Below are 13,929 nucleotides of genomic sequence, written 5' to 3' on the forward strand. Positions count from 1 at the left end.
AGGACCCGGCCGTTCCCCCGCCCGCCGCGGGGGGCGCCGCCCGGCGATCGCCGTCCGCGGGAGGATCGGGGACGAGCGGGACGACGACGAGGTCAGCGGCCGAGTCCGAGCCCGACCTGTTCTCCCTGGACGCGAACACCCCGGCCGGTCCCGCGGACGAGGAAGGGAGTTCTCCCTCCGCCGCCGGCCCGGGGATCGAGGACCTCGTCGTCGACCTGGAACGCTCCCTGCTGACCGACGCCGTCCGCCGGGACCGCCGCACTCTCACGCGACTGCTCGACGTGCGGTGGCGGCAGGTGGACGCCGCGGGCCGCACCCGGACCCGCCGCCAGCTCGGCGACACGGACGGGTCCGTCGAGGACGTCGAACTCGAGGTGGTCGAGACCCGACGCCTCGGCGACGACGCGGTTCTCGTGCTGTGGCGCGCCACCGCTCCCGGGGGCGAGGTCTCGCTGGGCAGCTCGCTGTGGCAGCGGTTCGGCGGTGACTGGAAGCAGGTCTACCAGCAGGCCACCCGCGAGGCCTGAGGCGGCGTCGGCGTGTCGACCGCGCTACAGGTGTTGTATGGTCGGCGGCCGCGCCGACGCCCGGTTCAGCCCCGACGGGGCGCGGTGAATCCGACGGCCTGATAGACCTGCGACAGGACGGGGCCGGCGACCGCGCGGGCCTTCTCCGCGCCGTCCGCCAGAATCCGCTCGAGCTCGGCGCGGTCGGACATGAACTCGTCGAACCGGCCACGCAGCGGCGTCACGAACGCCTCGAGGGCGTCGGCCGTGTCGGTCTTCAGCGCGCCGTAGCCTGCTCCGGCGGTCTGGTAGTCGGCGACGATGTCGGCGATCGCGCGCCCGGTGAAGGCGGACTGGATGGCCAGCAGGTTGGACACGCCGGGCTTCATCTCGCGGTCGTAGCGGATGTTCCCGTCGGAGTCGGTGACCGCGCTCCGGATGCGCTTGGCGGAAACCTTGGGATCGTCGAGCAGGTTGACGACGCCCTTGGGGTTCTCGCCGGACTTGCTCATCTTGGCGGTGGGGTCCTGCAGGTCGTAGATCTTGGCCGAACCCTCGAGGATCTTGCCCTCCGGCACCACGAACGTCTTCTTGTAGCGGGAGTTGAACCGCATCGCCAGGTCGCGGGTCAGCTCGAGGTGCTGGCGCTGGTCCTCGCCCACCGGCACCAGGTGCGGGCGGTAGAGCAGGATGTCGGCGGCCATGAGCACCGGGTAGGTGAACAGCCCCACGGTGGTGCCGTCCGTGCCCTGCTTGGCGGCCTTGTCCTTGAACTGCGTCATCCGCGCGGCCTCGCCGTAGCCGGTGATGCAGCTCAGCACCCACGACAGCTCGGCATGCTCGGGCACGTGCGACTGCACGAACAGCACCGAACGGGCGGGGTCCACGCCCAGCGCGAGCAGCTGCGCGCAGCCGCGGAAGACCCGCTCGCGCAGCTCCTTGGGGTCCTGCTTGACGGTGATCGCGTGCAGGTCCGGGATGAAGTAGTAGGCGTCGTAGTCGTCCTGCAGCTCGACCCACTGCCGCACGGCGCCCAGGTAGTTGCCGAGGTGGTACGAGTCGGCGGTGGGCTGGATGCCGGACAGGACACGCTGGCGCTTGGCGGGCGCCTGCGCCTCTGCCGACCCGGCGGCGGGCGTGGGGGTTGCGGAGGAGGACGGCTCAGACATGGCCATCATCATCCCACGCTGCCGGGTTCTCTCCGTTGACGCCCTCGGCCCGCCGATGGGACGGGTCAGTCGACCGAGCGTGATGCCATTTCCGGCGGGAAACCGCCGGTCGCGATCGGGCCCCAGTCGTCGATCGTCACGCGGATGAGGCACTTGCCCTGGCGCACCATCGCGGCGCGATACTCTTCCCAGTCGTCGTGCTCGCCGGCGACGCTGCGGAAGTAGTCGACCAGCGGCTCGACCGCCTCGGGCAGGTCGATGATCTCCCCGCGGCCGTCGAGGTGGACGTACGGGCCGTTGAACTCGTCGGAGAGCACGCACACGCTCACCGCCGGGTCCCGGCGGATGTTGAGCACCTTCGCCCGCTGCGGATAGGTCGCCACGGTGAGCCGCCCCTCGGCGTCCACGCCGCACGTGACCGGTGAGGACTGCAGGCCCCCCGACGACTTGCGGGTGATGAGGATCGCGCGGTGCCGCGAGCGCAGGAACTCCTCGAGGCCCGCACGATCAGGGTGCTCAGCGGTCGCGTACTTCGGCATGGGACCGAGGCTACGGGCCCACCCGCCACGCGGCATCCGCGACCGCGGGCCGCCCCGGCGCGGACGCCCTCGTCGTCGTCACCCTCGTCGCCCCGGCGCCGTCACTCGTAGACGACGGTCACCGGCGCGTGGTCGGACCACCGCATGTCATAGGCCTCGGCGCGATCGACCCAGTCCTTGACGGCGCGGTCGACGAGGCCGTCGGAGACCACCTGGTAGTCGATGCGCCAGCCCGCGTCGTTGTCGAAGGCCTTGCCACGCTGGCTCCACCACGAGTACGGGCCCACCTCGTCGGGGCGGCGGTGCCGCACGATGTCGGTCCACCCGCTGCCGTCGGCGAACACGTCGGTCATCCACTCCCGCTCGTGCGGCAGGAAACCGGAGCTCTTGTGGTTGCCCTTGTGGTTCTTCAGGTCCTCTTCACGGTGGGCGATGTTCCAATCCCCGCAGATGATCATCTCGTGACCGTCGCGACTCTTCAGCTCGGCGGCGCGCTCGGCGAGGTACCCCCGGAACGTCTTCAGGAACCGGTCCTTCTCATCCTGCTTGGGCGTGTTGGCCGAGCCCGGCGGCAGGTACAGGCTGGCCACGGTGACGGTCTCGCCGTCGACCGCGCCGGGGTAGACGGCCTCGATGTAGCGGCCGGACTCGGCGAACTCCGGATCGCCGTAACCGACGCACACGTCCGACGGCTCCTGGCGGGACAGCAACGCCACCCCGGCGCGGCCCTTCATCGAAGACGCCGATCCGATGAGATGCCACCCCGCGTCGAGCGCGGGCGCGAGCGCCTTGCGGGTCTGCTCCTCGTCCGCGCGCACCTCCTGGAGGGCGACGACGTCCGCCCCGCTGCTCTCCAACCACGGCAGGAACCCGAGGTTGGTCTCCGACCGCTGCTTCACGGCGGCGCGGATCCCGTTGACGTTGACAGTGCTGACCGTGAGACTCACGGCCGCCATCGTAGCCACCCCCTCCAACACGGCCGGGCCGGGATCAGGCCGCCTCCGACCGCCGGACCCAACCCGGGGCACCGGTGCAGCGGCAGTGTCGGACGTCGTCCCACTGGAAACCGGGGCTAAGCGCCCCCGACGACCAACCGGAGCCCACTCGCGTGACGATCGCCCTCATCCGGCTCCGTGCCCGGAGTGGAGGGAGCACCAGGTCGAGCCACGGCAAGGAGTTGGCCGAAGGTGAGGGTGTTTATGTCGTCAGGCGAGAGTCCGGTCTCGGCTGCGAGATCCTCCACGATCGACCGCCCCAGGATCTCCCTGGCGGCGTCGAACACCTTGGATCGGGGCCACGGCATCGACGAGCCCGGTTCCGCACGTCGGAAGCCCCTCGCCGAGAGATCGCGGAACATCTTGGTGATCGAGGAATCCCCCACCACCCCGGCCCGCCGAAGGCCCGAGACGTACGCCATCGCGGACACACCCCATCTGAGCTTCCCGGCGATGAGCGGGTCCAGTCCCACCTCTGGCAGTCCCTCGCTCTGCAGCGTGAGCGTCGGGAGGAGAAGCTCGGACGCGAACGCATCGGCCTCTTTTTCGCACTCGGCCGTGGGATATGGCTCATGTGCGTGGAGAACGAGATGGCCGAGTTCGTGGGCGAGGTCGAATCGCGATCGCTCCGGGGTTTTCAGGCGGGAGAGGAAGACGTATGGACGGCCGTCACGCCACAGGCTGAAGGCATCGACGTCGGCGGACCGTCCCTGCAGGCCCATCACTCGCACCCCGTGCGCCTCCGCGAGCTGCACCAGATTCGGCAGGGGTCCCGGACCCAACGTCCATGCCGACCGCAGCACTCGTGCGGCCTCTTCCGGATCGCCCACCTCGGACAACACCGGCACATCAACCCGGGGCAATGTCAGGCGCCTCGCGAGCGCGCTGTAGAACTCGATTCCGACGAGCCCGTCCCCCGCTGCCGCAGCTCGCGTCGACGACGACGCCGACCGACGCGATCGAAAGTAAATCAAATCCGGCTCAAGCACGTCCGGCTCGTCCAGCTCGAGAAAGGCCCGCGATACCCCTGTCGCTGCCGAAAGGGCGCCCAATCGCCCCACCGGAACGCCCGTGGCCTCCCATGTCCGAACCGTCGACCCCGCGACTCCCACCACGTCCGCCAGTTCTCGCCGGGTCAGACCGGCGCGTACCCGGGCGAGGGCCAGCCTGGATCCATCAGCCTTCTCCTGCGGCGTGGATCTCGAAGTCGACGTCGTCGAACGCGGAGACATCGGTCGCCCTCACTTCCATGGCCGAGAACTGCATGGGGGTATCGATGATTGCACGGTCGCCCCACCGGGTCACCTTGCCACCCTCGATATCCAGCGGGAGCGACACCTCAGCAACGCTCGCCTGCGTCCCGATGTCGTGCCGGTACAGAAGCATCCACGTCTGACACGCACCCGCTCCGTCTCGGTTCGACTCCACGTCTATGTCCAGAGCCAGTTGGATCTGCTGATGCCGCCCGGGATCGTTCGATCGGACGTGTTCTTCCACAGCACGCCCCTTCGGGTTGGACGTCGACGGAATCGCCTCGGGGTCACCGGTACCCGAGTCGCCGCTCGCCACGATGAGGCGCACACGCCCGTCCGGCGACACGATCGTGGGCAGATTCTGCTTGTCCGCCAGCTTCCAGCCGTCGGTCGCCAGGTGGCGCCGGATCGACGCGACCGTCCCTGCCCAAGCGTAGAAACCCGGAGCGATCTTCGGCGCCGCGGGATCGAGGGCGAGCCCTTCGGCGAGACCGTCTCGAACCGCCTCGACTACAGCTCGCTCCGAGATTCCCAGGCGTCCGAGGATCTCCTTCGACGCCGGACGCCCGGGCGTGGCTTGCGCTGCATTCCCCATGGTCAGCCTCTCGGTGTGGTGACGAAAGCCGGTTGTCCCGGCCGCGTGCCCGCACCTTCTCAGACGGCTACGACATTTCAGGGCGCCGCGGTTTCTCCCTTGCGCACCGACCGCACGGCCACGACGAGGATCGCCAGCCCGAGCGCCGCCAGCGCGGCACCGGCGAGGGCGGGCGAGGTGTAACCCCACCCGAACGCGATCACGACCCCGCCGAGCCAGGCGCCGAGCGCGTTGGCGGCATTGAGTGCCGAGTGGTTGAGCGCGGCGGCCAGCGTCTGCCCGCGGCCGGCGTGCCGCATGAGCCTCGACTGCAGCCCGGGCACGAGCGCCGAGCCCGTGGTCCCCACGAGGAACAGACCGATCACCGCGGTCACGGGGTGATGCGCGGCGAGCGCGAACCCCGCCAGTACGAGCGTCATCACTGCGGCGATGCCGACGAGGCCCCGGTCGAGGTCGCGGTCGGCGACGATCCCGCCCACGATGTTGCCGGCCACCATGCCCAGCCCGTAGACGGCCAGGACGGCGGGCATCCACGCGCGGTCGATCCCGGCGACGTCGACCATCGTCCACTGGATATAGGTGTAGATCGCGAACATCCCGCCGAAGCCCACGCAGCCCACTGCGAGCGTGGCGAGGATCTGTGGCCGCGCCAGGGCGGCCAGCTCCTCGCGGGCGCGCACGACCACCGTGCCGGTGGGTTCGGGGACGACGACGAGGATGGCCGCCACGGTCAGTGCGCCGATCACCCCGACCGCGAGGAAGGCCGACTGCCACCCGATCGACTCCCCGAGCCAGGTCGCGGCCGGGACACCGATCACGTTCGCGACCGACAGGCCCAGCAGCACCTGGGACACGGCCCGCGCCTGTCTGCCCGGCCCAGCGAGGGACGCCGCGACCAGCGAGGCGACCCCGAAGTACGCGCCGTGCGGGATGCCGGCGACGAAGCGGGCCGCCACCAGCAGTTCCGCGGTCGGCGCGAAGGCCGCCGCCACGTTGCCGACGGTGAACAGGGCCATGAGCACCAGCAGCAGCGTGCGTCGGCGCCACCGCGACGTCCACACGGTGAGCAGCGGTGCGCCCACCACCACGCCGAGCGCGTAGGCGGTGATGACGTTGCCGGCCTGTGGCTCGGTGAGCCCGAACCCGTCCGCGATCGAGCGCAGCAGACCCATCGCGGCGAACTCGGTGACGCCGATGCCGAACCCGCCCAGCGCGAGCGCGAGAATCGCCGCCGTCACCCTCCGGCGGGTGGGCGCGGGCGCCGCCGTCACCCTCCGGCGGGTGGGCGAGGGCGCCGCGGTGGCAGACGCGGGACCTGCGGCGCCGGGCTGGACGGACAGGTCTGCGCCGGGTTCGGCGGCGGGGTCGGGGCGCGTGGTCACCGGAGCAGGCTACGCCGACCGACCGGGTGGTCTCGCCGCATCACCCTCTCAGGGGGCGGTACGCATGAGGCGCCGCCCGGCGAAGACCACGAGGAACGATGTGACGTACATGACGATGCTGTAGACGGCGGCGGCGAGACCGACCTCCTCGTCGCCGATCACCGTGAAGGCGATGAGCATCGTCAGGGTCGTGTTCTTGATGCCGAACTCCACCGCGACGGCGATCTGCTCGGCGCGGCCCAGTCGGCACACCCACGCGAGGAGTCCGCCGAGGACGATGAACGCGATGTTGAGGACGATCACCGCCGGGCCCACGGTGGCGACCAGGTCGACGATCCGGTCCCGCTCCCCCAGCATGATGCCCACGATCAGCGCCACCAGCACGACGAGACCCACCACCCCTACGAACCGCTCGATGCGCGCGGCCAGCGACGGGGCCTTCGCCCGTAGCACCATGCCGATCGCCACCGGGATGAGGATGACACCCAGCAGCAATCCGAAGGTCTGGGCCAGCGGGACGCTCACCTCAGAGTCCGCCGCGCCCGGGATGAACCGGACGCCGAGGTCGAACCACAGCGGCAGGGTGAGGATGACCGCCACGGACGTGATCGCGGTGAGGATCACCGATAGTGCCACGTTCCCGCGGGCCAGGTAGGTGATGAGGTTGGACGTGGCCCCGCCGGGCGTCGCCGCCACCAAGACCACCCCGAGCGCGAGCATCGGCGTGAGGTCGAAGAGGAGGGCGACCCCGACGCCCACCAGCGGCACCAGGACGAGTTGGCCGACCAGGCCGACGATCGTGGCCCGCGGCGATCGAGCCTGGACCGCGAAGTCCTCCCGCGTCAGACTCAGACCGATCCCGACCATGATGATGGCCAGGGCGATCGGCAGACCGACGTCGATCAGGGGGCTCTGGTCCACGGAAACTCCTGGGGCCAAGGGGCAGGGACGGCCACACTGTGAAGTGGACCACTGTCCGGTTGACCGTAGCCCATCCCGCCGCGGGCGGTGGACCCGCGCGTCGATTCAGCCTGGATCAGGAGCCGGCGCGGGTGCGCTTTAGGTTCTCGTCCAGCGCGGCGAGAAAATCCTCGGTATTGAGGTACCCCTGGTCGTCTCCGACGAGCACGGCGAGGTCCTTGGTCATCTGACCACCCTCGACGGTGTTGATCACGACGTCCTCGAGCTGGTGGGCGAACTCGATCACCTCGGGGGTGTTGTCGAGCTTGCCGCGGTGCTCGAGGCCGCGGGTCCACGCGAAGATCGAGGCGATCGGATTGGTGGAGGTCGGCTCGCCCTGTTGATGCCGGCGGAAGTGGCGGGTCACGGTGCCGTGGGCGGCCTCGGCCTCGCAGGTTTTCCCGTCCGGGGTGAGCAGGACCGAGGTCATCAGGCCGAGTGAGCCGAAGCCCTGTGCCACGGTGTCGGACTGAACGTCGCCGTCGTAGTTCTTACACGCCCATACGTAGCCGCCCTCCCACTTCAGCGAGGACGCCACCATGTCGTCGATGAGCCGGTGCTCGTAGGTCAGGCCCGCCTCCTCGAACTTCTCCTTGAACTCGCGGTCGAAGACGTCCTGGAAGATGTCCTTGAAGGCGCCGTCGTAGGCCTTGAGGATGGTGTTCTTGGTGGACAGGTACACCGGGTAGCCGCGGTCCAGGCCGTAGTTGAACGAGGCGCGCGCGAAGTCCTCGATGGACTTGTTGAAGTTGTACATACCCATCACCACGCCGCCCTCCTCGGGCAGGTCCACCACCTCGTGCTCGATCGGCTCGGACCCGTCGGCCGGCGTGAAGGTGATGGTGACCTTGCCCGCCCCCGGGGCCTTGAAGTCGGTGGCGCGGTACTGGTCCCCGAAGGCGTGACGGCCGACGATGATCGGTTTGGTCCAGCCCGGCACGAGACGGGGGACGTTGGAGATGATGATCGGGGCGCGGAAGATGGTACCGCCGAGGATGTTGCGGATCGTGCCGTTCGGCGAGCGGTACATGCGCTTGAGCCCGAACTCCTCCACGCGGGCCTCGTCGGGCGTGATGGTCGCGCACTTGACGCCGACGCCGTGCTTCTTGATCGCGTTGGCCGCGTCGACGGTGATCTGGTCGTCGGTGGCGTCACGACTGTAGATCCCGAGGTCGTAGTACTCGAGGTTCACGTCCAGGTAGGGATGGATCAGTTCGTCTTTGATGAACTTCCAGATGATGCGCGTCATCTCGTCGCCGTCGAGTTCGACGACCGTCCCCTCGACCTTGATCTTCGACATCGGTCCCTCTTTCCCCGCCCGGACCTCGTGAGACCGGCGCTGTCGGTGAACATCGTGACGTGCGTCTCATGTTACTGATCCGGGACACCCGGAGGGTCCGCAGGGGCGAGGTGGCCCCTCGTTGCAGCCGCGGAGAGGCTTAGGCTAGCCTGACCCCCAGGTCATGAGTTCCAGCGCGAAGCCCCGGCTCGCTGGACGGCAACCCTCCACCGCGGTGGGGTGCCCCGGGAGACGACCTGGCCACCACCCGACCGGGTGGACGGGCAAGCGCGGGTCCGCTGTCTGACGAAGCGGCCGGACCCTTCTGACGAAAGGAGGGGCTCCGCCCCTATGACCTACGACAACAGCAACCCTGACTGGGCCTTCGAGACCCGCCAGATCCATGCCGGGCAGCCCGTCGACTCCGACACCGGCGCCAGGAACCTGCCGATCTACCAGACCACCTCGTACGTCTTCGCCGACGCCAAGCAGGCGGCCGACCGGTTCGCCCTCGCAGAGATGGGCCCCATCTACACCCGTATCACCAACCCGACGGTGGCGGCGGTCGAGGACCGCATCGCCTCTCTGGAGGGCGGCGTCGCGGGTCTGCTGTTCGCGTCCGGTCAGGCGGCCGAGACCGCCGCCATCCAGGCCATCGCCCAGTCCGGCGGCCACGTCGTGTCCTCCCCGCGCCTCTACGGCGGCACGGACACCCTGCTGCGGCACACCCTGCCCAAGTACGGCATCGAGACCACTTTCGTCGAGAACCCGGACGACCCCGCCTCGTGGCAGGCGGCGGTGCGCCCCAACACCAAGCTGTTCTTCGCGGAGTCCATCTCGAACCCGCTCAACGACATCCTCGACATCCCGGCGATCGCCGAGGTGGCGCACGACAACCAGGTGCCGTTGGTCATCGACAACACGGTGGCGACCCCCTACCTGATCCGTCCGCTCGAGCTGGGAGCCGACGTCGTGGTGGCCTCGGCGACCAAGTACCTCGGTGGCCACGGCTCGTCCCTGGGTGGAGTGCTCGTGGACGGCGGCAAGTTCGACTGGCGTGTGCAGCGAAACGGTGAGGACGTCTTCCCGTCCTTCACGACCCCCGACCCGGCGTACCACGGGCTGGTCTACGCCGACCTCGGAGCGCCCGCGCTCGCGCTCAAGGCCCGCGTCACCCTCCTGCGGGACACCGGTGCGGCCGCGTCCCCGTTCAACGCGTGGACCCTCGCCCAGGGCATCGACACCCTGAGCCTGCGGATCGAGCGCCACGTGTCCAACGCGCAGCGCATCGCCGAGTGGCTCGAGGCCCGCGAGGACGTCGCCAAGGTGCAGTACGCCGGCCTCGCGTCGTCGCCGTACAACGAGCTGCAGAAGAAGATCTCCCCGAAGGGCGCCGGCGCGATCGTGACGTTCGACATCGTCGTCCCCGACGGCGCGTCGGACGAGGAGGTCAAGCAGCGCGCGTGGACGTTCATCGACGCCCTCAAGCTGCACTCGTGCCTGGTGAACATCGGCGACGTGCGGTCGCTGGTGTCCCACCCGGCCACGACGACCCACTCACAGGGCACCCCCGAGGCCAACGCGATCGCGGGTGTCACGTGGGCGACCATCCGCCTCTCGGTGGGCATCGAGTCCGTCGAGGACCTCATCGCCGACCTCGAGCTCGGTTTCGCCGCGATCTCCTGACCCGATCCCATGGTCAGCTCTTCCGATCCGCTCGCGCTGTTGCCCCCGGGTGACGGCACCCTCGGCCATGTCGCCATCGGCGACATCACATTAGTCACCGGTGTCGTCCTCCCGGGGGTGACGCTCGCCGTCCAGCGATGGGGGCGGATCGCAGAGGACCGCTCTAACGTCGTGCTGGTCGAGCACGCGCTCACCGGTGACTCGCACGTCGTGGGACCGGTCGACTCGCTGCACCCCACCCCGGGATGGTGGAACGGGCTCGTCGGGCCCGGTCTGCCGCTGGACACCGATCGCTACTGCGTACTGTCGGTCAACGTCCTGGGTGGCTGCCGGGGGTCGACCGGCCCCAGTTCGCTACACCCCGACGGCCACTACTGGGGAGCCCGGTTCCCCGCCGTCTCGGTGCGGGACATGGTCGAGTCCGAGCGCGTTCTGGCCGATCTGCTGGGCATCGAGCGCTGGGCCGCCGTGATCGGCGGATCCATGGGCGGGGCCCGCGCCCTGGAGTGGATGGTCTCCCACCCGGACCGCGTCCGCGCCGCGTGCGTACTGGCGGTCGGCGCCCGGGCGTCGGCCGATCAGATCGGTATCCAGACCGCGCAGATCATGGCCGTCACCTCAGACCCGCACTGGCAGCAGGGCGGGTACCACGGCACCGGGCGCACACCCGTGACAGGACTCGGCATCGCCCGCCGCATCGCCCACCTGTCCTACCGGGGCGAGGTGGAGCTGGACGAGCGCTTCGCCAACCGTCCCCAGCCCGGGGAGGATCCCCGCGGCGAGGACCTGTCCATGTCGGGCCGCTTCGCCGTGCAGTCGTACCTCGACCACCAGGCCGGCAAGCTCGTCTCCCGCTTCGACGCCTGCACGTACGTGCTGCTCACGGACGCGTTGAACCGTCATGACGTGGGCCTCGAGCGCGGCGGCGTCGAGGAGGCACTGCGCTCGTGTCCGGTTCCCTGCGTCATCGGCGGCGTCACCACCGACCGGCTCTATCCGCTGCGTCAGCAGGAGGAGCTCGCCGCTCTCCTCCCCGGGGCGGACCCGCTGGTCGTCATCGACAGTCCCGCCGGACACGACGGGTTCCTCACCGAGGCGGACGTGGTCGGCCCGATGCTCGCGCGCACCCTGGAACTCGCCGAGCAGGGAACCGCCGAGAAGACGCGGGGGCACGCGTGACTGGCCCGGACCACCACGATCACCCGCATCACGCCTCCGAACGGGACCAGACCCCCCGCCCCGCCGCGATGCTGCTGACCGGACTGGCGGCCGGCCTGGGGATCATCGGCGTGGCCATCGGTTTCGCCACCGTGCTCGGCCTGGCCGCCACCGCGAGCGGAGGCAGCGGTACCGCCGGATTCGGGCCCCTGTTCGTCTCAGCCGTCTCCTCGCTGGTCCTGGGGCTGCTGCTTCTCGTCGGCGCGGTCCTGCTGTGGCGGGCGCACCGTGCGTCGCTGGTGGTGATCAGCGCCGGCGTGGGCCTGCTGACGCTCAGCTCACTCGCCCGGACGGTGCTGGACAGCCTCACGTTCATCTCGGTGGTCGGCACCGTGTTCTCGTTGCTCGCCCTGGTCGCAATGGGATCTCTCATCGCGTCGGACGGGGTTCGCGATCATGTCCGCGAGGGCGTCCCCCTCCGGCTCCGCTGACCCACTCCCCCGCCGACGCGGTCCCCCGGCGAGCCGCACAACTCGCCTACGCGCTTCGTGCCGTCAGGTCGCAACGCCGCCCATCGGATCGAGCGCCGCCCAAGGGAACCCCTAGGCGGCGCGCATCCCGATAGGTGACCTGCGATGCAATGACGTGCCGTCGTGCGAGATCGTCCATCCATGACCCGCGCGCGGCACGATGCGTGCTGCTCAGCCCGGGAAGTCCAGCACGCGTACACGTCCGTCCGCAGGCCCGGCGCTCTCCACAGCTAGGCCGCGTAAGGCGGTGCTGAGCCGATTTCCCGGTGTCTGGGCCCAGATGATCGGGCCCATGAACACACCAGACGACCTGATCTCCCTGCTGGTCACCTCCGATCAGCTACTCGCCCGCGGAATCACGAGTCAGAGCATCAACCGCGCGGTGAAGTCCGGCGATCTGATCCGACTCAGGCCCGGGTTCTACGTCGAAGGGCGAGCGCGTGACCTCGGAAGGCGCGAGCGCCACCTCTTGTCGATTCTGGCCGCGGACGCCGCACTCGACGCGCCGGTCTTCTCCCACTCATCCGCGGCCCTCCTCCACGGGCTTCCGGACTGGGGTCTTCCGCTGCGCAGGGTCGCGGTGTGCGAGGACGGCCCGACGCCGCGGTCCCGCACAACCAGTCTGACGACCTTCCGCACCGCGCCCGGCCTGTCCGATGAGGTGATGACGGTCAATGGATTGCGGGTCACCACCCCGGCACGAACGGTCACCGACATCGCGATCTCGACGCCCAGAGACGCTTCCGTGGCGGTCGCCGACGCGGCGTTGTACGGGGAGATCGTCACCAGGGACGCGCTCGACGAGTCTCTGCGCAGATCCGCGGGTCGTCGCGGGATCAGACGTGCACGGCAGTCGCTGAGTGTCGTCGACGGGAGGAGCAAGAGCGTGGCAGAGAGCCTCAGCCGGCTGACCTTCCACGACTTCGGCCTACCGGAGCCCGAGCCTCAGGTGGACGTCTTCACCTCTCGAGGCGTTCGGGTCGCCCGTGTGGACTTCTTGTGGCGGGAGTACGGCGTGATCGGAGAGTGCGACGGTTTCGGCAAGTACTTCGACGGGCTGAGCCCCGGAGAGGCACGGCGCCGCCTGGGTATGGAGAAGGACCGCGACGCCGAACTGATGGCCCTCGGTTATCGGGTCCTCCACTGGCGGTGGCGCGATCTGCACGAACCGCATGTGCTGGCTGCGCGGATCAAGCGTGTGCTCTTTGCAGCCGCTGCGTGATCGAGGCCGATCCGGCGGACCCGCCAGCGGCTGTGGCCCGGGCCCTCCCAACCGGGTGCAACCACCGGGCAGAAGCCGCCGGGCGCACCCCCAGAGCTAGCGCCGCCTATCCGACTATGCGCCGCCTACGGGGCCCCATAGGTGGCGCGCGGTCGGATAGGTGGCGCGCGATTCGATAGGTGTCGCCGACGTCAGCGGAGCGGCGACCGCGCGCGGAGGCTGCCGCGAGCCCAGCAACCGCACCGAGCGCCACAGCACGGCCAAGCGCGGAGGCTGCGGCGAGCCCGGCAACCGCGCCGGACACCGCAACCCCGCGGGGCATAGCACCCCCGCCGTGCACGACCCGGAGGATCAGCCGGTACCGAGCGAGTCGACGGACGTGGCCAGCCACAGGATGACGGCCCCGATCCCGACGTAGAACGCCACGTCGAACTTCTTGCCGCGTACCCCGAGCAGCCGCGCCCGCTCGTCCGGGAGCACCGCGCGCAGGGTCGCCGCCGCCAGCGCAACCAGCCCCAGCAGAAACGCGCCCCTGCGCCAGCGTTCGAGGATGACGAAGCCCAGCGCAACGACGACCCCCGCCAGCACGAGCGCGAGCGGCCACTGCGCACGCACCTGCGCCCACGTCAGGCGCGCGGGGCGCGTCCGGCGGGGC

General features: G+C 69.8%; 14 protein-coding genes and 1 riboswitch. Of the genes, 5 read left to right on the forward strand and 9 right to left on the reverse strand.

Annotation, left to right across the window (positions count from 1 at the left end; genetic code table 11):
- The coding region (locus HMPREF3086_RS09575) for a DUF4440 domain-containing protein (protein ID WP_371441662.1) at positions 1-527 on the forward strand (527 nt) is incomplete at its 5' end.
- Between the two features lie 65 nt (positions 528-592).
- Here HMPREF3086_RS09575 and trpS read toward each other — a convergent pair.
- The 8 genes from trpS to HMPREF3086_RS09615 form a co-directional block, all read right to left on the reverse strand.
- Positions 593-1,675, reverse strand: a complete 1,083-nt coding sequence (gene trpS, locus HMPREF3086_RS09580) for a tryptophan--tRNA ligase (RefSeq protein WP_061228105.1) — start codon at positions 1,673-1,675, stop codon at positions 593-595.
- A 65-nt stretch (positions 1,676-1,740) separates the two neighbouring features.
- Positions 1,741-2,214 (reverse strand): PPOX class F420-dependent oxidoreductase, encoded by a 474-nt coding sequence (locus HMPREF3086_RS09585; protein WP_061914021.1) that lies wholly within the window; start codon positions 2,212-2,214, stop codon positions 1,741-1,743.
- Positions 2,215-2,315: 101 nt separating this feature from the next.
- Positions 2,316-3,170 carry an exodeoxyribonuclease III gene (locus HMPREF3086_RS09590; RefSeq protein ID WP_083324381.1) on the reverse strand — a complete coding sequence of 285 codons (855 nt, stop codon included), beginning with the start codon at positions 3,168-3,170 and terminating at the stop codon, positions 2,316-2,318.
- Between the two features lie 116 nt (positions 3,171-3,286).
- The gene (locus HMPREF3086_RS09595) at positions 3,287-4,198 is read right to left on the reverse strand and encodes an ImmA/IrrE family metallo-endopeptidase (RefSeq protein ID WP_007628550.1); all 912 of its coding nucleotides are present in this window, start codon (positions 4,196-4,198) and stop codon (positions 3,287-3,289) included.
- A 187-nt stretch (positions 4,199-4,385) separates the two neighbouring features.
- Complete coding sequence (locus HMPREF3086_RS19280) at positions 4,386-5,057, reverse strand: hypothetical protein (RefSeq protein ID WP_061914017.1); 672 nt, start codon at positions 5,055-5,057, stop codon at positions 4,386-4,388.
- 77 nt (positions 5,058-5,134) lie between these two features.
- Positions 5,135-6,328, reverse strand: a complete 1,194-nt coding sequence (locus tag HMPREF3086_RS09605; RefSeq protein ID WP_371412151.1) for an MFS transporter — start codon at positions 6,326-6,328, stop codon at positions 5,135-5,137.
- Between the two features lie 159 nt (positions 6,329-6,487).
- The gene (locus tag HMPREF3086_RS09610) at positions 6,488-7,360 is read right to left on the reverse strand and encodes a bile acid:sodium symporter family protein (RefSeq protein ID WP_070721570.1); all 873 of its coding nucleotides are present in this window, start codon (positions 7,358-7,360) and stop codon (positions 6,488-6,490) included.
- Between the two features lie 115 nt (positions 7,361-7,475).
- On the reverse strand, positions 7,476-8,699 hold the full coding sequence (locus HMPREF3086_RS09615) for an NADP-dependent isocitrate dehydrogenase (protein ID WP_070721572.1): 1,224 nt from the start codon (positions 8,697-8,699) through the stop codon (positions 7,476-7,478).
- Positions 8,700-8,858: 159 nt separating this feature from the next.
- A riboswitch (SAM riboswitch) is annotated at positions 8,859-8,975 on the forward strand.
- Positions 8,976-9,029: 54 nt separating this feature from the next.
- Between HMPREF3086_RS09615 and HMPREF3086_RS09620 the strand changes: the two genes are divergently transcribed.
- From HMPREF3086_RS09620 to HMPREF3086_RS09635, 4 genes are all read left to right on the forward strand, one after another.
- A complete protein-coding gene (locus HMPREF3086_RS09620) occupies positions 9,030-10,364 on the forward strand; it encodes an O-acetylhomoserine aminocarboxypropyltransferase/cysteine synthase family protein (RefSeq protein ID WP_063935667.1) in 1,335 nt (444 codons plus the stop codon).
- Between the two features lie 9 nt (positions 10,365-10,373).
- Entirely contained in the window at positions 10,374-11,543 is a 1,170-nt protein-coding gene (locus tag HMPREF3086_RS09625) for a homoserine O-acetyltransferase MetX (protein ID WP_061914009.1), read from the forward strand.
- Positions 11,540-12,013: a hypothetical protein gene (locus HMPREF3086_RS09630; RefSeq protein ID WP_061914007.1), complete on the forward strand. Its 474-nt coding sequence runs from the start codon at positions 11,540-11,542 to the stop codon at positions 12,011-12,013. The genes HMPREF3086_RS09625 and HMPREF3086_RS09630 overlap by 4 nt, the downstream gene beginning before the upstream one ends.
- Before the next feature lie 331 nt (positions 12,014-12,344).
- Positions 12,345-13,274, forward strand: a complete 930-nt coding sequence (locus HMPREF3086_RS09635) for a type IV toxin-antitoxin system AbiEi family antitoxin domain-containing protein (protein WP_070721574.1) — start codon at positions 12,345-12,347, stop codon at positions 13,272-13,274.
- Between the two features lie 351 nt (positions 13,275-13,625).
- On the opposite strand, the gene HMPREF3086_RS09640 is transcribed toward HMPREF3086_RS09635, so the two are convergent.
- The coding region (locus HMPREF3086_RS09640; RefSeq protein ID WP_246830950.1) for a DUF3017 domain-containing protein at positions 13,626-13,929 on the reverse strand (304 nt) is incomplete at its 5' end.

It is taken from the genome of Dietzia sp. HMSC21D01, from assembly GCF_001815995.1.
Lineage (GTDB): Bacteria > Actinomycetota > Actinomycetes > Mycobacteriales > Mycobacteriaceae > Dietzia > Dietzia cinnamea.

Coding starts and splice junctions, on each gene's coding strand:
- HMPREF3086_RS09620 (WP_063935667.1), top strand. CDS start 9,030: ATGACCTACGACAACAGCAACCCTGACTGGGCCTTCGAGACCCGCCAG.
- HMPREF3086_RS09635 (WP_070721574.1), top strand. CDS start 12,345: ATGAACACACCAGACGACCTGATCTCCCTGCTGGTCACCTCCGATCAG.
- HMPREF3086_RS09615 (WP_070721572.1), bottom strand. CDS start 8,699: ATGTCGAAGATCAAGGTCGAGGGGACGGTCGTCGAACTCGACGGCGAC.
- HMPREF3086_RS09585 (WP_061914021.1), bottom strand. CDS start 2,214: ATGCCGAAGTACGCGACCGCTGAGCACCCTGATCGTGCGGGCCTCGAG.
- trpS (WP_061228105.1), bottom strand. CDS start 1,675: ATGTCTGAGCCGTCCTCCTCCGCAACCCCCACGCCCGCCGCCGGGTCG.
- HMPREF3086_RS09625 (WP_061914009.1), top strand. CDS start 10,374: ATGGTCAGCTCTTCCGATCCGCTCGCGCTGTTGCCCCCGGGTGACGGC.
- HMPREF3086_RS09590 (WP_083324381.1), bottom strand. CDS start 3,170: ATGGCGGCCGTGAGTCTCACGGTCAGCACTGTCAACGTCAACGGGATC.
- HMPREF3086_RS19280 (WP_061914017.1), bottom strand. CDS start 5,057: ATGGGGAATGCAGCGCAAGCCACGCCCGGGCGTCCGGCGTCGAAGGAG.